Consider the following 19268-nt stretch of genomic DNA (forward strand, 5'->3'; position numbering starts at 1 on the left):
GCGAGGGAGCACGCTCCCTCGCCACAACGTCAATCAAGCCTGAGCAAGCTCCGCATGCTCATCGGCATCCAGCAGGGCCTTGTCGGTCTGCTGCATCACCTGGCTGGTAATCGCGCCAGCGGTGATCGAACCACTCACGTTCAGCGCCGTACGACCCATGTCGATCAGTGGCTCGACCGAAATCAGCAACGCCACCAGCGAAACCGGCAAGCCCATGGCCGGCAGCACGATCAGTGCCGCGAAGGTCGCACCGCCACCCACGCCCGCCACACCGGCCGAACTCAGGGTCACAATCGCCACCAGCGTCGCGATCCACAGTGGATCCAGCGGGTTGATGCCCACGGTTGGCGCAACCATCACCGCCAACATTGCCGGGTACAGACCGGCGCAGCCGTTCTGGCCGATGGTCGCACCGAACGATGCGGCGAAGCTTGCAACCGATTGCGGAATACCCAGACGGCGGGTCTGCGCTTCGATGCTCAGCGGAATGCTCGCCGCGCTGGAACGGCTGGTGAACGCGAACGTCAACACCGGCCAGATCTTGCGGAAGAAACGCAGCGGGTTGATCCCGGCCGCCGAAACCAGCAGACCGTGCACCACGAACATCAGGCCCAGACCGAGATACGACACCACCACGAAACTGCCGAGCTTGATGATGTCTTGCAGGTTGGAACCGGCAACCACCTTGGTCATCAGCGCCAGCACGCCGTACGGGGTCAGCTTCATCACCAGACGCACCAGACGCATCACCCAGGCTTGCAGGGTGTCGATGGCGTTGATCACTTTTTGACCTTTCTCGACGTCATCCTTGAGCAGTTGCAGCGCGGCAACACCCATGAACGCAGCGAAGATCACCACGCTGATGATCGAGGTCGGCTTGGCCCGGGCCAGGTCGGCGAACGGGTTCTGCGGGATGAACGACAGCAGCAGTTGCGGCACATTCAGGTCGGCGACCTTGCCGGCATAGTCGGTCTGAATGGTTTGCAGACGGGCCATTTCCTGAGTGCCGGCGACCAGGCCTTCGGCGGTCAGGCCGAACAGGTTGGTCAGGCCGATACCGATCAGCGCCGCAATCGCGGTGGTGAACAGCAGTGTGCCGATGGTCAGGAAGCTGATCTTGCCCAGCGACGAAGCGTTGTGCAGGCGGGCCACGGCGCTGAGGATCGAGGCGAACACCAGCGGGATCACGATCATTTGCAGCAATTGCACGTAACCGTTGCCGACCAGATCGAACCAGCCGATCGAGGCTTTCAGCACCGGGTTGCCGGCACCGTAAATCGTGTGCAGCGCGACGCCGAATGCCACGCCCAGCACCAGCGCGAGCAGGACTTTCTTCGCCAGGCTCCACGTGGTGTGACGGGTTTGCGCCAGGCCGAAGAGCAGGGCGAGGAACACCAGCAAGTTGAGAATCAGGGGCAGATTCATGAGGACTCCAGAAAAGACTGTGCCAACAACCTTCCGGGGCTGTTGCGAACCGGCAAGCCTAACAGTTTGATTTCCAATGATTTAATACCGAAATCAAAGGTCGTCCGTCGTTTTTGGAATAAGCGGGTGTCGCTCTCGGGGATGCAGCTGGCGCGGAAGGGACGTGGACAGTCGCTGGCAGACGAGGACTGTCACATTTATTTGTTAGCGTCGATTTCTTTGACCCAGGGAGAAGCGCCAATGAAGTTTGCACCGAAATTTCTGGCTGTCGCACTGACTGTGGGGATGGGCCTGGCCACTCAGGCTTTCGCCACCGACCTGAAACACTGGCCTGCGGATCAGGCCAAGGCGCTGGACGCGATGATCGCCGCCAACGCCAACAAGGGTAACTATGCGGTGTTCGACATGGACAACACCAGTTACCGCTACGACCTCGAAGAGTCGTTGCTGCCGTTCATGGAAAACAAGGGCCTGATCACCCGCGAGAAACTCGACCCCTCCCTGAAGCTGATGCCGTTCAAGGACACCGCCGACCATAAGGAAAGCCTGTTCAGCTACTACTACCGCCTCTGCGAAGTCGATGACATGGTCTGCTATCCATGGGTCGCGCAGGTGTTTTCCGGTTTCACCCTCAAGGAGCTCAAGGGCTACGTTGATGAGCTGATGGCCTCGGGCAAGCCGGTACCGACGACTTATTACGATGGCGATGTGGTTAAAAACCTCGACGTCCAGCCGCCGAAAGTCTTCGCCGGTCAGGCCGAGCTGTACAACAAGCTGATGGAGAACGGCATCGAGGTCTATGTGATGACCGCCGCCTCCGAAGAACTGGTGCGGATGGTCGCGGCCGATCCGAAGTACGGCTACAACGTCAAACCGCAGAACGTGATCGGTGTATCGCTGCTGCTCAAGGATCCGAAGACCGGCGAACTGACCACTGCGCGCAAGCAGATCACCGCCGGCAAGTATGACGAGAAGGCCAACCTTGGCCTGGAACTGACGCCTTACCTGTGGACCCCGGCGACCTGGATGGCCGGCAAACAAGCAGCGATCCTGACTTACATCGACGAGTGGAAAAAACCGGTACTGGTGGGCGGTGACACCCCGAGCAGCGACGGCTACATGCTGTTCCACAGCGTCGACGTGGCCAAGGGCGGTATTCACTTGTGGGTCAACCGCAAGGACAAGTACATGACCCAGCTCAACGGCATGATGGCCAAGCACGCAGCGGCCCAGGCGAAAGAAGGTTTGCCGGTGACGGCGGACAAGAACTGGGTGATCGTGAAGCCGGAAGAGATTCAGTAAGTCTCAAGGCAAAAAAATGCCCCGCACTTGGCGGGGCATTTTTGTTTCTGCGATTTGACCCTTACAGGCCGTCGAGCATCGCCTTGTTGCGCACCGCACCCTTGTCGGCGCTGGTCGCCAGCAGGGCGTAGGCCTTGAGGGCGGTGGTCACTTTGCGTGGACGCTTCTCGACCGGTTTCCAGCCTTTCTTGTCCTGCTCGACCCGGCGTGCAGCCAGTTCTTCGTCGCTGATCAACAGGTTGATCGAGCGGTTGGGGATGTCGATCAGCACCTTGTCACCGTCCTGCACCAGACCGATCGCACCGCCGGCTGCAGCTTCTGGCGAAGCGTGGCCGATAGACAGGCCGGAAGTGCCGCCGGAGAAACGGCCATCGGTCAGCAGGGCACAGGCTTTGCCCAAGCCTTTGGATTTCAGGTAGGAGGTCGGGTAGAGCATTTCCTGCATGCCCGGGCCGCCTTTCGGGCCTTCGTAGCGAATGATGACGATGTCGCCTTCCTTCACTTCGTCGGCGAGGATGCCGCGCACGGCGCTGTCCTGGCTTTCGAAGATCTTCGCGTTGCCTTCGAACACGTGAATCGACTCGTCGACGCCGGCGGTTTTCACCACGCAGCCGTCCAGGGCGATGTTGCCGTACAGCACGGCCAGGCCGCCTTCTTTCGAGTAGGCGTGTTCGAAGCTGCGGATGCAGCCGTTTTCACGGTCGTCGTCCAGGGTTTCCCAGCGGGTCGACTGGCTGAACGCGGTCTGCGTCGGAATGCCGGCCGGGCCGGCCTTGAAGAAGTGGTGCACGGCTTCATCGTCGGTCTGGGTGATGTCCCACTTGGCGATGGCTTCTTCCATGCTGCGGCTGTGCACGGTCGGCAGGTCCGTGTGCAGCAGGCCGCCACGGGCCAGCGAACCGAGGATGCTGAAGATGCCGCCGGCGCGGTGCACGTCTTCCATGTGGTACTTCTGGATGTTCGGCGCGACCTTGCACAGCTGCGGCACCTTGCGCGACAGACGATCGATGTCGCGCAGGTCGAAGTCGATCTCGGCTTCCTGGGCGGCGGCCAGCAAGTGCAGGATGGTATTGGTCGAACCGCCCATGGCGATGTCGAGCATCATGGCGTTCTCGAACGCCTTGAAGTTGGCGATGTTGCGCGGCAGTACCGACTCGTCGTTCTCGCCGTAGTAGCGTTTGCACAGTTCGACGATGGTGCGGCCGGCCTGCAGGAACAGCTGTTCGCGGTCGCTGTGGGTGGCCAGGGTCGAACCGTTGCCCGGCAGTGCGAGACCCAGGGCCTCGGTCAGGCAGTTCATCGAGTTGGCGGTGAACATGCCGGAGCACGAACCGCAGGTCGGGCAGGCGCTGCGCTCGTACTCGGCAACCTTCTCGTCAGAAGCGCTGGAGTCGGCGGCGATGACCATGGCGTCGACGAGGTCGAGACCGTGGCTGGCCAGTTTGGTCTTGCCGGCTTCCATCGGGCCGCCGGATACGAAGATCACCGGAATGTTCAGGCGCAGGGCGGCCATCAGCATGCCCGGGGTGATTTTGTCGCAGTTGGAGATGCAGACAATGGCGTCGGCGCAGTGGGCGTTGACCATGTACTCGACGGAGTCGGCGATGATCTCGCGGCTCGGCAGCGAATACAGCATGCCGTCGTGGCCCATGGCGATGCCGTCGTCCACGGCGATGGTGTTGAATTCTTTCGCCACACCGCCGGCGCGTTCGATTTCACGGGCAACAAGCTGGCCCAGATCCTTCAGGTGGACGTGGCCCGGTACGAACTGGGTGAAGGAGTTGGCAATCGCGATGATCGGCTTCTTGAAGTCGTCATCTTTCATCCCGGTGGCGCGCCACAGTGCGCGGGCGCCGGCCATATTGCGGCCGTGGGTGGATGTTTTCGAACGGTAATCTGGCATGGAGCACTCCGGGCGGCTAATCACTTACTAATCAGGTGCAAAAAGGGAGTGAGCTTCTATTGACGTCTGGAACACTCAGAAATGGCCGTGTGTCCTGATGTTGCCGATGACGTTGCGGGATCGCCGCTGGTCTCAGCCTGAGCTCATAAACCCGCCGGGGATGAATGGCGATGAATCTCGCGATTCTACACCGCTGGCGTCAGGAGGGAATGGCGCAAAACGTTGTTCCAGCGCTGACGCCCCGTGCGGAATGACGACCGGCAGGTTTAATCGCCTCCCGGCTGCGCAATGGCATCGGCTTGCAGGACTCTGACGCGGCGGCTGATCCGGTTGTTCAGGGCGAGTGCCACACCACTGAGCAAGAAAAAGCTGTAACCCAGGGTGGATTGCAGGTTGGTCGTGCTCAGGCTGATCAAGGCACTGATCAAGCCACCGCAGATGAAAATGATCGTGCTGCCGGCTGAGGCCGAAGTGCCAGCGTTGTCCGGAAACAGGCTCATGGCCCGGGAGGTGGCGGCCGGCCGGGCAATGGTGGTGCCGGCGGTGCAGATCAGCATCGGGATCAGCACTGTCGCCGGAGCCAGTGCAAAACTTGATGACAGGTACAGCATGGTCACGCCGGCGAACAGTATCAGGCTCAGGCCGACCACAATCTGCTGGCCGCTGCTGAGGCGCCTGCTGAGCACGCTGGCGAGGATGCCCCCCGTGACGTAAGCCGCGCCGTAGATCAGCAGGATCAAGGAAAATTCGTAGGCGGACAGTTGCAGTCGGTCCATGAAGATCAGCGGCGAAATCACGATGAATGAAAAGTGGCAGGCGAACGCGAATGCCGAAATCAGCCAGTAGCTGACGAAGTTGAAATCTCCCAGGACCCGCCGGTAAGCCGTGAGGAAGTTTGTACGTGTGCCACTGGCGGTCGGTCGGGTGTTCTCCAGAAACAGCCAGGCCTTCAGCAACACCACGGCTGAAAGTGCGATGAACACCCAGAAGCTGCCGCGCCAGCCCAACGTTGCCTGTATGAAAGTGCCTGCCAGCGGCGATACCGAGATGAAAATCCCGCCGGCGGTGACCATCAGGATTCGCAGGCGGTCACGTTCCTCGCCTTTGAACAGATCCTGGACCAGCGCCTGGGACAGCACGAAGCAGCCGCAGCCCAGCGCCTGAACGACCCGGAACATCAGGAACAGCGAATAGTCAGTGGTCATCACGCAGCCGAGGGCGCCGAGCATTGAAACGCTCATGCCGGCGAGCAGCAGCCCTTTGCGTCCGATCACATCCGACAGCGGCCCGATCAGCAACTGGGCGAAGGCGATGCCGACGGCGAACAGGCTGATGGACAGCGCGATGTCCGCCGGGGTGTTGCGAAAATGTTCGGCCAGCGCCGGGAACGAAGGCAGCAGGACATCCAGCGGAAATACACCCAGCAATACCATCGCCAGCAACAGGCTGACGGCGCCGCGACGTTGTCGGGTCGTCCCCCCGGGTTTTCCTTTATCCATCGATCAATCCTGCCTTGGCGAAAAGTATCCGGTTTTGAGGTTCCGCGAAAAATCCGGCTTTCTTCAGTGCATTCAATGTAGAGACGCTGCCTGTCCGTGCACGTAATCGGGTGGCTTGCACTGTTGCCAACTCGCCGAGTATTTCCGGCACGGCACTGGCGGCAATCCCGGCGTCCCGCAAGCTTTGTTGCAGCCACTGTTCGTCGGCTTCGAAGAAGATCCCGATGATCTCAAGCAGGGTGACGGCGACGAACGTTCGTTGCTGAGGGACCAGATTCAGCCAGAGGTAGTGGAACACTTCAGTGAAGTAGCGACTGTGGCGCGCTTCGTCAGTGAGGTGATCGCGCAGCATGTCGTTGACCCCGGACACCAGGCTGTCCCGGCAGACGTCGAGCAGCTCCCGGGCAATGATGGTTTCCGAAACGAAGCCGAGCAGAAACCATGTCAGCGGTCGCTGCTCTTGAGGGGTTCTGGCGATCAGCCCGTTCATCTGCACGATTCGCCTGGGCATCACCGGGCGCCCGGTGATGGCGTAGTACCCGGCGATCTGTTCCGCTATCCGATGCGAGAACAGGGCGTGGTAACCCTCATCGGTGTAGAGCTGAAGCGCGGCGGTTTTCATGGCCGGCGGAACATCGACCGACAGTTCACCGTGGACAATGACTTCCACGGCACGATTGACAATGCGGTGTTCGAGCAGGGTGGTGTAGTCGAGAAAGTGCACCAGATGATTGGCCGTGAGCCGATGCAATACCGAGCGGCCCGCCGCTTCGATGGTCGGGTGGGAGAGATAGGGCAGAAATGTCGGCGGAAACCAGTGACGGGTTTCCAGTTGTTGCGTGATGTCAGCTGGCAAGCGGTAATCGTGGGCACTGGTACGCACAGATGCGCGAGTGTTCCAGTCGCCCAGTGAAAACTCGAAGGCCGGGGCTTGGGAGAGAAGGCTCATGCTTGCGTCTCGCGCAACAGGTCGCGCATTTCCTGGCACATCGCCTGACCATCGCTTTCGCCGCATCCGACAAAGAACAGGGGTTGTTCGTGACCGTTCTCGAGTCGCAGCAATGTGTCGACCTGATCGTCGGCGAATGCGCCTGTGAGCCAGGTGTTCATGCCAAGCGCGGTGGCGGCCAGTTGAAACGTCTGTGAAAGATGCCCGGCCTCGACGAACGCCATTCGATAGGCGCGCGAGTGCGGATACTTCCACCAGAGCCTGTCGAAGCGGGCGGTGATGAACAGGCCCAGTGGCAGGTTATTGATGAAGTGCTGGCCTCCCAGCAGATTGCCCAGCGCTGTGTCGGGCGGCGGGTTGATCAGGCTCAAGGCGTGTTCGGCCGGGTGATAGGCATACACGCCAGGTGCAAGGCCTTCGACGTTCTGGATCAACAGGTAACCTTCGCAGGCATTGAGCCCGCCACCGGAAGGGCTGCTACGGCGTGCGTCGAGTCCTTTGGCGATGCTGTCGTCGCCTTCGCGCTCGTGCAGATAGCCGAGAGTCAGGTACAGCAAGGCCCCGACATCACCCAGCTGAACGGGTGAGCCGGTGAAGGACCGGCAGGTTTTCCGCCGGATCAAGGCATTCGACAGACTGTCGTCATTCAGTGTCGACGGCGCGGGGAGAGCGATGCGTCTGCCTGGATCGCGATCAGCCGTGTCATCGGCCGGGGGCGAGGAGGCGAGTACCTCGTTGCAATGTTCCAGATATTGCCTGGCCCATTCATGAATGTTTTGTGGAATATATTCACAGGGGATGTTGCGGGTGCCGATGTGATAGATCTTCGACAGTTCATCCCAGCCCCAGATGGGAGTGTTTGTAGACGATGTTGTCAGTATTCCGGCATTGAATAACTGTGCGTCTATGATGTTGTTGTTGTCGTACAGCTCGGGGTTGTTGATTAGTTGTGCCAAACGGGATGAATAGTCCAGACCAAGTTCGTGTTGAGTATGATCCTTGTAGTTCCAGACGATTTGGCCCGGCGTGCGCGGCAATATGAATAGATAGGGATTTATTTGCATGTTAAAGCAGTGCTCTCTGGATGGGTGATCAAAGACGCTGGGTAGCCGGCGATACCCAGCGTCAGCCTTACTTAACGGGTTTTAGCAGCAACCAGAAAAGCCAGGTTTGCGATTTTGCGGGATTCCAGAGTAATTGCTTTCATGTTTGAACTCCTTGTTCATTGATGCTTCGTTGTTTGTTGAGTGCCACCTCGTGGTGACGACTTAATAATAGTTTGTAATGGATTAATCGCAAGTGGATATTAAGTAGGAATATTCCAGTAATTTTGTCGGAGTGATCTTTCGCTTGAAAAGGTCTTGTAAGTTAGATGTTGGTAAATGCTGGATTTAAGGAAAAGTCCTGCATGTTGATCGGACGGTAAATGTAGGAAAACCAATAATTAAAGGCAAAAAGAAGGGGAGCCTGTTGGCTCCCCTTCTTTATATGCATCGATACCGTTAGCTGTTTGGCAGCAGACGGCAGGTGATGCTCTTGATGTAGCGGGTTTCCGGAATGGCCGGGTGCACCGGATGATCCGGACCCTGACCACCGCGCTCCAGCAACTGGATGTTGCGGTCGAGGTGACGGGCGCTGGTCAGCAGGATGTTCTGCAGATCGTCTTCCGGCAGGTGCATCGAGCACGAAGCACTGAACAGGATGCCGTCCTTGTTGAGCAGGCGCATGGCTTGCTCGTTCAGACGACGGTAGGCGCCTTCACCGTTTTTCATGTCCTTCTTGCGTTTGATGAACGCAGGCGGGTCGGCAACGATCACGTCGAAGCGCTCTTCGCTGGCCTTGAGTTCCTTCAGGGCTTCGAAGACGTCGCCTTCGATGCAGGTCATCTTGTCGGCGAAGCCGTTCAGCGCGGCATTGCGCTCAACGCCATCGAGGGCGAAACCCGATGCATCGACGCAGAACACTTCGCTGGCGCCGAATGCCGCAGCCTGAACACCCCAGCCACCGATGTAGCTGTACAGGTCCAGCACGCGTTTGCCTTTGGCGTAAGGGGCCAGGCGTGCGCGGTTCATGCGGTGGTCGTAGAACCAGCCGGTTTTCTGGCCCTGAATCACTGGGGCTTCGAATTTCACGCCGTTCTCTTCCAGCGCCACCCACTCCGGCACCAGGCCGAACACGGTTTCGGTGTAACGCTCGAGGCCTTCGGCATCACGGGCGGCGGAGTCGTTCTTGAAGAGGATGCCGCTTGGCTTGAGCACTTGGGTCAGCGCCGCGATCACGTCATCTTTATGCGCTTCCATGGTCGCGGAAGCGATCTGCACCACGAGGATATCGCCGAAACGGTCGACGACCAGGCCTGGCAGCAGATCGGAGTCACCGTAAACCAGACGATAGAAAGGCTTGTCGAACAGGCGATCGCGCAGCGACAGGGCCACGTTCAGGCGGTGCACCAGCAGCGACTTGTCCAGCGGCAGCTTGATGTCGCGCGACAGCAGGCGGGCGCAGATCAGGTTGTTCGGGCTCATGGCGACGATGCCCAGCGGCTTGCCGCCGGCGGCTTCGAGGATCGCCTGGTCGCCGGCCTTGAAGCCGTGCAACGGGGTCGCGGCCACGTCGATTTCGTTGCTGTAGATCCACAGGTGACCGGCGCGCAGGCGACGGTCGGCGTTGGCTTTGAGGCGCAAGCTAGGCAGGGACATGACGTCGCTCCGGAAAAAAGAGCGGGAGTATACCGTGTTGCGCTGCACGCGGGTTCGGTGCTGGACATGTGGCGCGCAAACCCGGCCTGCCAGCGGATGAAGGCAAAATTCGCCCAATGGTCTTGAATGAAAGTTTCCGCCGATCTGCCCCCAAAGTGTCGTTCGTCGGTTTTTAGGGGTTAGAATCGCCGCCTGTCCCAGAGTGTGTACTTATGTCCCAAGAGCTGACCACCGAACAGATTCAACAGTCCCTGCAAGGCATCAGCGTGCCTGCGCAACCGCAGATCATGGTGGATCTGCAAATGGAGCAGTACATGCCCGACCCGGACCTGGAGACGATCGCCAAGTTGATCTCCCAGGATCCCGGTCTGTCCGGCTCGCTGCTGAAAATCGTCAACTCGCCGTATTACGGCCTGAGCAACAAGATCACTTCGATCAAGCGCGCGGTGAACCTGCTGGGCAGTCGTTCGATCATCAACCTGATCAACGCGATGTCGATCAAGGGTGAAATGAACGATGACACCATCGTCACCCTGAACCGTTTCTGGGATACCGCCCAGGACGTGGCCATGACCTGCCTGACCCTGGCCAAGCGCGTCGGCACCGAGGCGAGCGACGAAGCTTACGCCTTGGGGCTGTTCCATGACTGCGGTGTGCCGCTGATGCTCCAGCGTTTCCCGGATTACATGACGACGCTCGAAAAGGCCTATGCCAACGCGGGGGCGGAGCGCCGGGTCGTGGACACCGAGAACGATGTCTACAACACCAATCACTCGGTGGTCGGTTACTACACCGCCAAGTCCTGGCGCCTGCCTGAGCATGTCAGCGCGGCGATCGCGAACCACCACAATGCCTTGGCGATCTTCAGCGACGAGACCTCGCGCAACAGTCAGATGAAAAACCTGCTGGCGATCCTGAAAATGGCCGAGCACATCTGCGCGTCTTACCGGGTACTGGGCAACCAGACCGAAGACTTCGAATGGCAGGCTGTGGGGCCTCTGGTGCTCGAATACATCGGCCTTTCGGATTACGACTTCGAAACGTTGAAGCAGACGATCCGCGAACTTGGCGCGCACTGATCCAAGAGCTCATGATTCCAGAAGACCAATGATTCGAGACACCCATGCCTGAATTGCCGGAAGTCGAAACCACCCGCCGCGGGATCGCCCCGCACCTGGAAGGCCAGCGCGTCAGCCGGGTGATCGTGCGTGACCGGCGGCTGCGCTGGCCGATTCCCGAAGACCTCGATGTGCGCCTGTCCGGGCAGCGCATCGTGCTGGTCGAACGGCGCGCCAAGTACCTGCTGATCAACGCTGAGGTCGGCACGCTGATCAGCCACTTGGGCATGTCGGGCAATCTGCGCTTGGTTGAAGTCGGTCTGCCGGCCGCCAAGCATGAGCATGTCGACATCGAGCTGGAGTCCGGCCTGGCCCTGCGCTACACCGATCCGCGGCGCTTCGGCGCGATGCTCTGGAGCAACGATCCGCTCAATCACGAATTGCTGATTCGCCTGGGGCCGGAGCCGTTGACCGATCTGTTCGATGGCGAGCGGTTGTTTCAGCTGTCACGCGGACGGTCGATGGCGGTCAAGCCGTTCATCATGGACAACGCGGTGGTGGTGGGGGTCGGCAATATTTACGCGACCGAAGCGTTGTTCGCCGCCGGTATCGATCCGCGTCGCGAAGCCAAGGGCATTTCCCGGGCGCGTTACTTGAAGCTGGCGATCGAGATCAAACGCATCCTCGCCGCCGCCATCGAGCGAGGCGGCACCACGTTGCGCGATTTCATCGGCGGCGACGGGCAGCCGGGGTATTTCCAGCAGGAGTTGTTCGTTTACGGTCGCGGTGGCGAGCACTGCAAGGTCTGCGGTACCGGCCTGCGGGAAGTGAAACTGGGCCAGCGGGCCAGTGTCTTCTGTCCGCGCTGCCAGACCTGACGAAAAGCTGAAAAAGTCCTACGGTCTATAGTGAGTTGTCTCACTGTTCAGCCCGAAGGATCGTGCCATGAAATCCTCGCAAGCCCTGTTTCTCGCACTGCTGCTGTGTTCCGGCCTGACCGTTCATGCCACGGAGGGCGGCAGCGGTGACCCGCGATACGCCATCCAGAATCCACCGGCCTACGCCATGATCGGCGATCTGCTGATTGCTCGCCCCTTGCTGGTGGCGGCGACAGTGATCGGTGCGGGGGCGTTTGTGGTGTCGTTGCCGTTTACCGCGCTGGGTGGCGGTGTCGGCGATGCGGGGGAGGCGCTGGTGGTGGCGCCGGCGAAAGCGGCGTTCGTGCGCTGCCTGGGCTGTACCGGGGAAGGATTCGAGCAGCGTGAATGACGCGATCGCAGCCTGGCGCTGCGATCGGCGTCAGAGGCTCAAGCCTTGCCGGTAATCTTGCGGTACTTCTCCATCAACTGTTCTTCAGTCTCCGGATGGGCTTCGTCCAGTGGAATGCAATCCACCGGGCAGACCTGCTGGCACTGCGGCTCGTCGTAGTGGCCGACGCACTGGGTGCACAGGTTCGGGTCGATCACGTAGATCTCTTCGCCCTGGGAAATGGCGGCGTTCGGGCACTCAGGTTCGCAGACGTCGCAGTTGATGCAATCGTCGGTGATGATCAGGGACATGCTAACTCCAGCCGGGGCGGCAGGCCCGGGCGCTATAAATCAATGCGCGCAATTGTGCCGCATTGGCGCCCGCAGTGCACGCGGGCGCCGTTTGAACGGTCGTTACTTCTTGAAGCGCAGGGTCAGGGCGTCAGCCACCGCCGGGTGGACGAACTTGCTGATATCGCCGCCCAGGGCTGCAATTTCCCGCACCAGCGTCGAGGAAATGAACGAATAACGTTCGGACGGGGTGAGAAACAGGCTCTCCACATCCGGGGCCAACTGGCGGTTCATGTTGGCCAGCTGGAATTCGTATTCGAAGTCCGACACCGCGCGCAGACCACGCAGGAACACATTGGCGTTCTGCTCTTTGGCGAAATGCGCCAGCAGTGTCGAGAAGCCGACCACTTCCACGTTCGGCAGGTGTTTGGTGACCTCGCGGGCCAGCTCGACCCGTTGTTCCAGCGGGAACAGCGGATTCTTCTTGGGGCTGGCGGCGACGGCGATGATCACATGGTCGAACAGGCGCGAGGCGCGTTCGACCAGATCGCCATGGCCCTTGGTAATAGGGTCGAAGGTACCTGGGTACAACACTCGGTTCATCGCGTCGTCCTGGCGGGAATCCGTTGGGGAGTCGGATGGTATCGCAGCCGTCCCGGTCGGCCAAGTCGCCTTTTGGGTAAGAAAGCACTATAGACGGTACGAATCTTCGGCTTTTTCACGGGTTTCTCAACCGTTCGCCGAGGGATGTCGCCAGTTGCGCCGTCAGACCATACACCGACAACTGCGGGTTGGCGCCGATGCTGGTGGGGAACAGCGAGCCGTCGTGAATCGACAGATTACGCAGCTGATGATGCCGGCCCAGGCTGTCGGTGACCGCGGTCTTCGGGTCTTCGCCCATCGCACAACCGCCCATGACGTGGGCGCTGCCCAGGCGGGTGCGGTATAGCTCGAGGCTCAAACCGTCGATCATCGCGCGCGCCTCGGCCAGGCTGTTCACGTAGCGCGCATCCGCGTGCATCGGCATCACCGCTTTGGCGCCGCCGGCGAACTGGATTTCGGCCATGACGTGGAAGGCCCGGCGCAAACCGTCCCAGGCGTAGGACGACACCTGATAATCGAGTACTGGCGAGCCATCCCCGCGCAATTCGACGCTGCCGCCCTGGCTGTCCTGGTGAAACCCGTCACGCAGCAATGCGAGCATGGCGTGGGTGTGCGGGAGGTCGGCCATGTGCTGCGCGTTTTCCTGGCCAAAGCCGCCGAGCAGGGTGGCGGCCAGCGCCGGGTGCAGCGGTGGTACTTCGAGTTTGAAGGCCATCGGCCCGGTGGTGCCGTCCTTCCATTGGAAATGGTCGGAGTAGATCGACTGTGGCGCCCCGTAAAACGGGTTGATGACCTCGTCGAAGCGCCCGGCGGACATGTTCACCGGGTGCAGAAAGGTGCGTTTGCCGAGGCGCTGATGTGGGTCCGGCGCGTCCGAGCGCAGCAGCAGGGCGGGGCTGTTGATGCCGCCGCCGGCCAGCACGTAATGGCGAGCCTTGACCGTGATCTTGCGCCCGGTCGGTTCGACACAGCGTTCGTCCATCGCCACGCATTGCAGTCCGGTGACCCTGTCGCCGCTGATCAACAGTTTTTCGGCGCGAGCCAGATAGAGCAACTCACCGCCCTTTTCCAGAGTCGCCGGAATGGTCGTGACCATCATCGATTGCTTGGCGTTGGTCGGGCAGCCCATGCCGCAGTAGCCAAGGTTCCAGCAGCCACGCACATTGCGCGGGATCACGTGCCAGCTGTAGCCGAGTTTTTCGCAGCCTTTGCGGATCACATCGTTGTTGGCGTTGGGTGGCACCATCCAGGGCGCGACGCCGAGGCGCTGCTCCATTTTTTCGAACCACGGCGCCATGTCGGCGGCGCTGTGGCCTTTGACGTTGTGTTCTTTGGCCCAGTGTTCAAGGGTCGGCTCGGGCGTGCGAAAGCTCGAGGTCCAGTTGATCAGGGTGGTGCCGCCGACCGCACGGCCCTGGAGGATGGTGATCGCGCCGTCCTTGCTCATGCGGCCGATGCCTTCCTGATAGAGGCTACTGTAGGCCTTGTCTTCCAGCATCTTGAAGTCGCTGCTGGTCTTGAGCGGGCCTTCTTCGATCAGCAGCACCTTGTAGCCGGCGGCGCTGAGGATTTCCGCCGTGGTGCCACCGCCGGCACCGCTGCCGATGATGGCCACGTCGGCTTCCAGGGTCAGGTCATCGGTCAGTTGTGCGCCGTTGTAGGTTTTCCAGCCACGGGCAAGGCCTTCGCGAAACGGGTCGGGTACGGGCATCAATCAGGCTCTCTTATTATTTTTCGGAGGAGGCGCGAGCTTCAAACCGTGGGCGGGCCGGGGTAACCGCAGTGCGCCCAGGATTCGGCGCGGGTGTACCAGGCCATCATCACCATTTGCTGCAGGGAGCTGTGGCCCATGCGCAGCAGGCTCAGCGAACTGTTTTCCCAGCGATCGAGGAAGTGCCGGATCGCCTCGGGGCTGGCGTTTTCCCAGCTGCCCCAGACTCCGGTGAGCGGCCCACGGGTCACGGCCATGCCCAGCACGTCGAACAGTTGCCGGGTCAGCTTGAGCATTTCCGGCGACAGGTGATCGAGGCTGTAGTCCAGTGACTTCAGGGTTCCGTCGACAGCGGCGGGCATCTTTTCCACCGCGACGGCGCCATCCAGCATCACCGGAATCAGCGCGCGCAGAAACAGCAGGTCACCGCTGCGCAACGTGGCGAATCCGTTGGCCGATACGCTCGATGAGCAGCCGCCGAGGCTGGCGCCAAGGCCGGCGGTGGCGAGGAAAGCTGTAGCGCCCAGGCTGAACTTCAGCAGGCCACGGCGTGAAAGTGCAGGTGTTTCGGTCAGGCTTGGGTGCATTGTTGTTATTACCCGGCGGTGACGTTAGCGAATGAACAGTTTCTGGATCAGTTTCTGAATGGATTTGCCGTACGGCGGATAAATCAGCTTCGCCGCGTTGAAGCGCTGTTTAACCAGCACGCCCTTGGCCTTGCTGAAGGTCAGAAAGCCTTCGTGCCCGTGGTAATGGCCCATCCCCGAAGGCCCGATACCGCCGAACGGCATGTCGTCCTGGGCCACATGCAGCAACGTATCGTTGAGGCAGACACCACCAGAATGGGTTTCGTGGAGCACGCGGTTCTGTTCGCGTTTGTCGTAGCCGAAGTAGTAAAGAGCCAGAGGACGTGGCCGCTGATTGATGTAAGCAAATGCCTGATCCAGATCCTGATACGGCACGATCGGTAGCAGCGGGCCGAAGATCTCGTCCTGCATTACTGTCATCTCGTCGCTGACATTCAGCAGCAGGCTGTGAGGCATGCGCCGGCCCTGGCCCTGGTCGAACAGCGGAATCAGCAGCGCGCCCTTGCTGGTAGCGTCGCTGAGGTAGCTGTTCAGTCGCGCCAGTTGGCGCTCGTTGATGATTGCGGTGTAGTCCGGGTTGTCGGCGAGTGTCGGATAAAACCCGCGCACGGCCTGGCGGTAGGCCTCGACGAAACCGCCAACCCGATCTTCCGGCACCAGTACATAGTCCGGGGCCACGCAGGTCTGGCCGGCGTTGAGGGTCTTGCCGAAGGCGATGCGTTCGGCGGCGTCCTTGAGCGGCACGTCGTGAGAGACAATGGCCGGCGACTTGCCGCCCAGCTCCAGGGTCACCGGCGTCAGGTTTTCCGCCGCCGCGCGCATCACATGCTTGCCGATGCTGGTGGCGCCGGTGAACAGCAGGTGATCGAAGCGCAGTTTCGAGAAAGCCACGCCGACATCGGCCTCGCCGAGCACCACGCAGACCAGGTCTTCGGGGAAGATCCGCGCCAGCAATTCCTTGAGCAGCAGGCCGGTGGCCGGGGTCGATTCGCTGAGCTTGAGCATCACCCGGTTGCCTGCCGCGAGTGCACCGGTCAGCGGACCCATGGCCAGGAACAGCGGGTAGTTCCACGGCACGATAACGCCCACTACGCCCAGCGGCTGATACAGGACTTTCGCCGATGCCGGCTGGAAGGCGACGCCGACCTTGCGCCGCGAAGGCTTCATCCACTGGCTGATATGCCGGCTGGCGTAATGAATGCCGTGCAAGCTCGGCATCAGCTCGGCGAGCAGGGTTTCATCGGCGCTGCGGTGGCTGAAATCGGAGCTGATTGCCTCGACCAAGGCCTGCCGTTCGCTGCTCAGCAGGTCGCGCAAGGCCTTGAGCCATTGCTGGCGCTGGGCGGCAGGCGGCATCGGGTTGGCGGCGTAGGCTGCGCGCTGCGCGTTGAACAACCGGTTGAGCTCTTCCAGCGGCTGTTGCAACGATTGCAGGTAGGCAATATCAGCGGTCATTGTCGGCTCCGGATTTGTTGTTGTGAGGAACTTTCTAGAGTCTATGCTCTAGAAAGTCAAATGACTTCCTTGTGCGTCATGGTTTTATCCAATTCCGGTTAGGTCGTAAGATGCCCCCCAACGCACTCTGAATTAAAGCTCAAGCCATGGCCCCACGGATCAAAACCAGCGAGCGCATCGTGCAGAACAGCCTCGAGCTGTTCAATCAGCAGGGCGAGCGCAGCATCAGCACCAATCACATCGCGGCCCACATGGAGATTTCTCCGGGCAACCTGTACTACCACTTCCCCAACAAGCAGGCGATCATCGCCGTGTTGTTCAGTGAGTACGAAAGCCTTGTGGACAGCTTTCTGCGCCCGCCTCAGGGACGTGCGGCGACAGTCGAAGACAAGCGTTTCTACCTCAAGGAATTGCTGTCGGCGATGTGGCGCTACCGCTTTCTGCATCGCGATCTGGAGCATCTGCTCGACAGCGATCCGGACCTGGCCGGACGTTACCGGCGCTTTTCCCAGCGCTGCGTGATTCAGGGCGCGGCGATCTATGAAGGCTTCGTTGCCGCCGGGATCCTGAAGATGGACCGGGTGCAGATCGAATCCCTGACCCTCAACGCGTGGATCATCCTTACCTCCTGGGTGCGCTTTCTGTGCACGACCCGGGAAAACTCCAATCACCTCAGCGAACAGGCCATTAAACGTGGCGTGTACCAGGTGCTGGTGCTGGAAGCGGGGTTTGTCACCGAGCAAGCCCGCGATGAGGTCAACGCACTGTTCGAAGAATTCTACGTACCGTTGGCCCAGGCCCTCGAAGAAAGGTCCTGATCCATCCGCTCACAGGAGTCGTTCGCTATGCCGATTGCGCAACTGATCAGCCCGACAACGCTGGATGCCCGCAAGGAGCAACCGGGGCTGGTGATTCTCGATTGCCGTTTTGCCCTCGAAGACCCGGACTACGGTCAGCGCAGCTATGCCGAGGGGCACATTGCCGGGGCAAGCTTCGCCGATCTTGAGCGGGACCTCAGCGGCCCGGTGACCAAGGGCGTGACCGGGCGCCATCCGTTGCCGGAGCCGGCAGCGTTGATCGAACGCCTGCAAGCCTTCGGTATCAACAACGACAGCGAAGTGGTTCTGTATGACGACGGCCCGGGTGCCTATGCAGCTCGGGCCTGGTGGTTGCTGGCGTGGCTGGGCAAGCGCGACGGCGTGTTCATTCTCGATGGCGGGCTCAAGGCCTGGCACGCGGCCGGTCTGCCGCTGAGCCTGGATGCGCCTTCGGTGACGCGCGGGACGTTCAGCGGGCATCCGGACAAAAAACTGCTGCTCAGCGCCGAGCAATTGCAGCAGCGCCTTGGCCAGCCGGCCCTGACTCTGCTCGATGCCCGCGCACTGCCGCGTTTCAAGGGTGAAGTGGAGCCGATCGACCCGATCGCCGGGCACATCCCCGGCGCGCAATGTGCGGCGTTTACCGAAAACCTGGGTAGCGACGGACGCTTCCTGCCGGCCGATCAGCTCAAGCAGCGCTTTGCCGCGAAACTCGGCGCACGTTCGCCGGCGGATCTGGTGGCGTATTGCGGCTCCGGGGTGACGGCGTGTCACAACCTGTTTGCACTGTGCCTGGCGGGTTATCCGTTGGGTTCGTTGTATGCCGGATCGTGGAGCGAGTGGATCAACGAGCCTACGCGCGGTATTGCTACGGGCGAGTAAACGCGCTCAGCTCTCCAGCCGCGCACTGCGATAGGCCGCCGGGCCCACGCCATAAACCTGTTTGAACTGCCGGCTAAGATGGCTCTGGTCGGCAAAGCCCAGTTGCGTGGCGACTTCCACCGGCAGGCAGCCGCTCTGCAACAAGCCCCGTGCACGGGCGATCCGCTGTTGCATCAGCCAGGTGTGCGGTGGCATGCCGGTGGCGCGGCGGAACACCCGGGCGAAGTGGAAGGGCGACAGGTTCACCGCTGCCGCCAGTTCTTCCAGCGAGGGTGGCGCTGCCAGTTGCGCGTGCAGCAATTCCTTGGCCATTGCCACCGCTCGATGTTCCTTGCCGGGTTTGCCGTTGATCTGCACCGCCGCGTGACGTTGCAGCAGCAACATCATCATTTCACGCCACACTGTTTGCTGTTGCAGCGCGGTGGCGGGGCTTTCCAGCAAGCGGTGCAACTGGCTGAAGCCGTTGACCAGATCCGGATCCCGATACAGCGTTGCGCCAAAAGCCGGCATTGGTGCGGTCGGCAGCTCCAGTTCTTCGAGCAGCGAGACAATCTTGCCGGTATCCGGATAGAACGCCCGGTACAGCCAGCCGTCTTCAGTGCCTTTGTGGCCGGTGTGCAATTCGTCCGGGTTGATCAGCACCAGTGTGCCACTGCCCGCCAGGTGTTCGGCGCCGCGATAACGATAGCGCTGGGCGCCGGCCATGATCATGCCGATCACGTAGCCGTCGTGGACGTGTGGGGCGAAGCGATGCTCGATGTAGCGTGCCGACAACAGTTCGACGCCGGCCAGCGGCGCGGTTTGCCAGAAACGGATCGACTCGCCCTGTTCGCTCATGA

At 60.8% G+C, this 19268-nt stretch carries 18 protein-coding genes; 6 read left to right on the top strand and 12 right to left on the bottom strand.

Features of this window, described 5'->3' with window-relative positions; translation table 11 throughout:
• Positions 1-33: 33 nt before the first annotated feature.
• Positions 34-1425 (bottom strand): L-cystine transporter, encoded by a 1392-nt coding sequence (locus ACW9HX_RS13865; RefSeq protein WP_085697880.1) that lies wholly within the window; start codon positions 1423-1425, stop codon positions 34-36.
• A 240-nt stretch (positions 1426-1665) separates the two neighbouring features.
• On the opposite strand from ACW9HX_RS13865, the gene ACW9HX_RS13870 reads away from it, so the two are divergent.
• Positions 1666-2727: a haloacid dehalogenase-like hydrolase gene (locus tag ACW9HX_RS13870; RefSeq protein WP_457381042.1), complete on the top strand. Its 1062-nt coding sequence runs from the start codon at positions 1666-1668 to the stop codon at positions 2725-2727.
• 61 nt (positions 2728-2788) lie between these two features.
• Here the strand turns inward: ACW9HX_RS13870 and ilvD are convergent, their stop codons facing one another.
• The 5 genes from ilvD to ACW9HX_RS13895 form a co-directional block, all read right to left on the bottom strand.
• On the bottom strand, positions 2789-4630 hold the full coding sequence (gene ilvD, locus ACW9HX_RS13875) for a dihydroxy-acid dehydratase (RefSeq protein WP_064380052.1): 1842 nt from the start codon (positions 4628-4630) through the stop codon (positions 2789-2791).
• A gap of 266 nt (positions 4631-4896) precedes the next feature.
• Complete coding sequence (locus tag ACW9HX_RS13880; protein ID WP_457381043.1) at positions 4897-6129, bottom strand: MFS transporter; 1233 nt, start codon at positions 6127-6129, stop codon at positions 4897-4899.
• On the bottom strand, positions 6122-7078 hold the full coding sequence (locus ACW9HX_RS13885) for a diiron oxygenase (protein WP_457381044.1): 957 nt from the start codon (positions 7076-7078) through the stop codon (positions 6122-6124). The genes ACW9HX_RS13880 and ACW9HX_RS13885 overlap by 8 nt, the downstream gene beginning before the upstream one ends.
• Positions 7075-8142, bottom strand: coding sequence for a SagB family peptide dehydrogenase (locus tag ACW9HX_RS13890; protein ID WP_457381045.1), 1068 nt, complete (start codon positions 8140-8142; stop codon positions 7075-7077). Before ACW9HX_RS13890 ends, ACW9HX_RS13885 begins: the two co-directional genes overlap by 4 nt.
• A gap of 438 nt (positions 8143-8580) precedes the next feature.
• Entirely contained in the window at positions 8581-9777 is a 1197-nt protein-coding gene (locus ACW9HX_RS13895) for a class I SAM-dependent rRNA methyltransferase (RefSeq protein ID WP_096817544.1), read from the bottom strand.
• Between the two features lie 266 nt (positions 9778-10043).
• On the opposite strand from ACW9HX_RS13895, the gene ACW9HX_RS13900 reads away from it, so the two are divergent.
• From ACW9HX_RS13900 to ACW9HX_RS13910, 3 genes are all read left to right on the top strand, one after another.
• Positions 10044-10856, top strand: a complete 813-nt coding sequence (locus ACW9HX_RS13900) for an HDOD domain-containing protein (protein WP_457381074.1) — start codon at positions 10044-10046, stop codon at positions 10854-10856.
• Between the two features lie 44 nt (positions 10857-10900).
• Complete coding sequence (gene mutM / locus ACW9HX_RS13905) at positions 10901-11713, top strand: bifunctional DNA-formamidopyrimidine glycosylase/DNA-(apurinic or apyrimidinic site) lyase (protein ID WP_457381046.1); 813 nt, start codon at positions 10901-10903, stop codon at positions 11711-11713.
• Positions 11714-11780: 67 nt separating this feature from the next.
• Complete coding sequence (locus ACW9HX_RS13910) at positions 11781-12104, top strand: multidrug transporter (protein ID WP_102619681.1); 324 nt, start codon at positions 11781-11783, stop codon at positions 12102-12104.
• A 38-nt stretch (positions 12105-12142) separates the two neighbouring features.
• On the opposite strand, the gene ACW9HX_RS13915 is transcribed toward ACW9HX_RS13910, so the two are convergent.
• From ACW9HX_RS13915 to ACW9HX_RS13935, 5 genes are all read right to left on the bottom strand, one after another.
• Positions 12143-12394, bottom strand: a complete 252-nt coding sequence (locus tag ACW9HX_RS13915; protein ID WP_003195146.1) for a YfhL family 4Fe-4S dicluster ferredoxin — start codon at positions 12392-12394, stop codon at positions 12143-12145.
• A 102-nt stretch (positions 12395-12496) separates the two neighbouring features.
• A complete protein-coding gene (gene coaD, locus ACW9HX_RS13920; RefSeq protein ID WP_003229157.1) occupies positions 12497-12976 on the bottom strand; it encodes a pantetheine-phosphate adenylyltransferase in 480 nt (159 codons plus the stop codon).
• Between the two features lie 115 nt (positions 12977-13091).
• Positions 13092-14687, bottom strand: coding sequence for a GMC family oxidoreductase N-terminal domain-containing protein (locus tag ACW9HX_RS13925; protein WP_457381047.1), 1596 nt, complete (start codon positions 14685-14687; stop codon positions 13092-13094).
• Positions 14688-14728: 41 nt separating this feature from the next.
• The gene (locus ACW9HX_RS13930) at positions 14729-15274 is read right to left on the bottom strand and encodes a twin-arginine translocation pathway signal protein (protein ID WP_457381048.1); all 546 of its coding nucleotides are present in this window, start codon (positions 15272-15274) and stop codon (positions 14729-14731) included.
• Between the two features lie 24 nt (positions 15275-15298).
• Positions 15299-16729 carry a coniferyl aldehyde dehydrogenase gene (locus ACW9HX_RS13935; RefSeq protein WP_457381049.1) on the bottom strand — a complete coding sequence of 477 codons (1431 nt, stop codon included), beginning with the start codon at positions 16727-16729 and terminating at the stop codon, positions 15299-15301.
• A gap of 146 nt (positions 16730-16875) precedes the next feature.
• On the opposite strand from ACW9HX_RS13935, the gene ACW9HX_RS13940 reads away from it, so the two are divergent.
• On the top strand, positions 16876-17547 hold the full coding sequence (locus ACW9HX_RS13940) for a TetR/AcrR family transcriptional regulator (RefSeq protein WP_085709051.1): 672 nt from the start codon (positions 16876-16878) through the stop codon (positions 17545-17547).
• Between the two features lie 27 nt (positions 17548-17574).
• On the top strand, positions 17575-18429 hold the full coding sequence (locus tag ACW9HX_RS13945) for a sulfurtransferase (RefSeq protein WP_457381050.1): 855 nt from the start codon (positions 17575-17577) through the stop codon (positions 18427-18429).
• 6 nt (positions 18430-18435) lie between these two features.
• Here ACW9HX_RS13945 and ACW9HX_RS13950 read toward each other — a convergent pair whose 3' ends face one another.
• On the bottom strand, positions 18436-19266 hold the full coding sequence (locus ACW9HX_RS13950; protein ID WP_457381051.1) for an AraC family ligand binding domain-containing protein: 831 nt from the start codon (positions 19264-19266) through the stop codon (positions 18436-18438).
• Between the last annotated feature and the right edge of the window lie 2 nt (positions 19267-19268).

The sequence above is a fragment of the Pseudomonas sp. SDO52101_S400 genome (assembly GCF_054071635.1).

What these genes read in the sequence shown, in the direction of transcription:
- ACW9HX_RS13890 (WP_457381045.1), bottom strand. Translation starts at nt 8,142, where the DNA reads ATGCAAATAAATCCCTATCTATTCATATTGCCGCGCACGCCGGGCCAA.
- ACW9HX_RS13865 (WP_085697880.1), bottom strand. Translation starts at nt 1,425, where the DNA reads ATGAATCTGCCCCTGATTCTCAACTTGCTGGTGTTCCTCGCCCTGCTC.
- coaD (WP_003229157.1), bottom strand. Translation starts at nt 12,976, where the DNA reads ATGAACCGAGTGTTGTACCCAGGTACCTTCGACCCTATTACCAAGGGC.
- ACW9HX_RS13930 (WP_457381048.1), bottom strand. Translation starts at nt 15,274, where the DNA reads ATGCACCCAAGCCTGACCGAAACACCTGCACTTTCACGCCGTGGCCTG.
- ACW9HX_RS13935 (WP_457381049.1), bottom strand. Translation starts at nt 16,729, where the DNA reads ATGACCGCTGATATTGCCTACCTGCAATCGTTGCAACAGCCGCTGGAA.
- ACW9HX_RS13925 (WP_457381047.1), bottom strand. Translation starts at nt 14,687, where the DNA reads ATGCCCGTACCCGACCCGTTTCGCGAAGGCCTTGCCCGTGGCTGGAAA.
- ACW9HX_RS13880 (WP_457381043.1), bottom strand. Translation starts at nt 6,129, where the DNA reads ATGGATAAAGGAAAACCCGGGGGGACGACCCGACAACGTCGCGGCGCC.
- mutM (WP_457381046.1), top strand. Translation starts at nt 10,901, where the DNA reads ATGCCTGAATTGCCGGAAGTCGAAACCACCCGCCGCGGGATCGCCCCG.
- ACW9HX_RS13940 (WP_085709051.1), top strand. Translation starts at nt 16,876, where the DNA reads ATGGCCCCACGGATCAAAACCAGCGAGCGCATCGTGCAGAACAGCCTC.
- ACW9HX_RS13910 (WP_102619681.1), top strand. Translation starts at nt 11,781, where the DNA reads ATGAAATCCTCGCAAGCCCTGTTTCTCGCACTGCTGCTGTGTTCCGGC.
- ACW9HX_RS13895 (WP_096817544.1), bottom strand. Translation starts at nt 9,777, where the DNA reads ATGTCCCTGCCTAGCTTGCGCCTCAAAGCCAACGCCGACCGTCGCCTG.
- ACW9HX_RS13950 (WP_457381051.1), bottom strand. Translation starts at nt 19,266, where the DNA reads ATGAGCGAACAGGGCGAGTCGATCCGTTTCTGGCAAACCGCGCCGCTG.
- ACW9HX_RS13870 (WP_457381042.1), top strand. Translation starts at nt 1,666, where the DNA reads ATGAAGTTTGCACCGAAATTTCTGGCTGTCGCACTGACTGTGGGGATG.
- ACW9HX_RS13945 (WP_457381050.1), top strand. Translation starts at nt 17,575, where the DNA reads ATGCCGATTGCGCAACTGATCAGCCCGACAACGCTGGATGCCCGCAAG.
- ACW9HX_RS13915 (WP_003195146.1), bottom strand. Translation starts at nt 12,394, where the DNA reads ATGTCCCTGATCATCACCGACGATTGCATCAACTGCGACGTCTGCGAA.
- ACW9HX_RS13885 (WP_457381044.1), bottom strand. Translation starts at nt 7,078, where the DNA reads ATGAGCCTTCTCTCCCAAGCCCCGGCCTTCGAGTTTTCACTGGGCGAC.
- ilvD (WP_064380052.1), bottom strand. Translation starts at nt 4,630, where the DNA reads ATGCCAGATTACCGTTCGAAAACATCCACCCACGGCCGCAATATGGCC.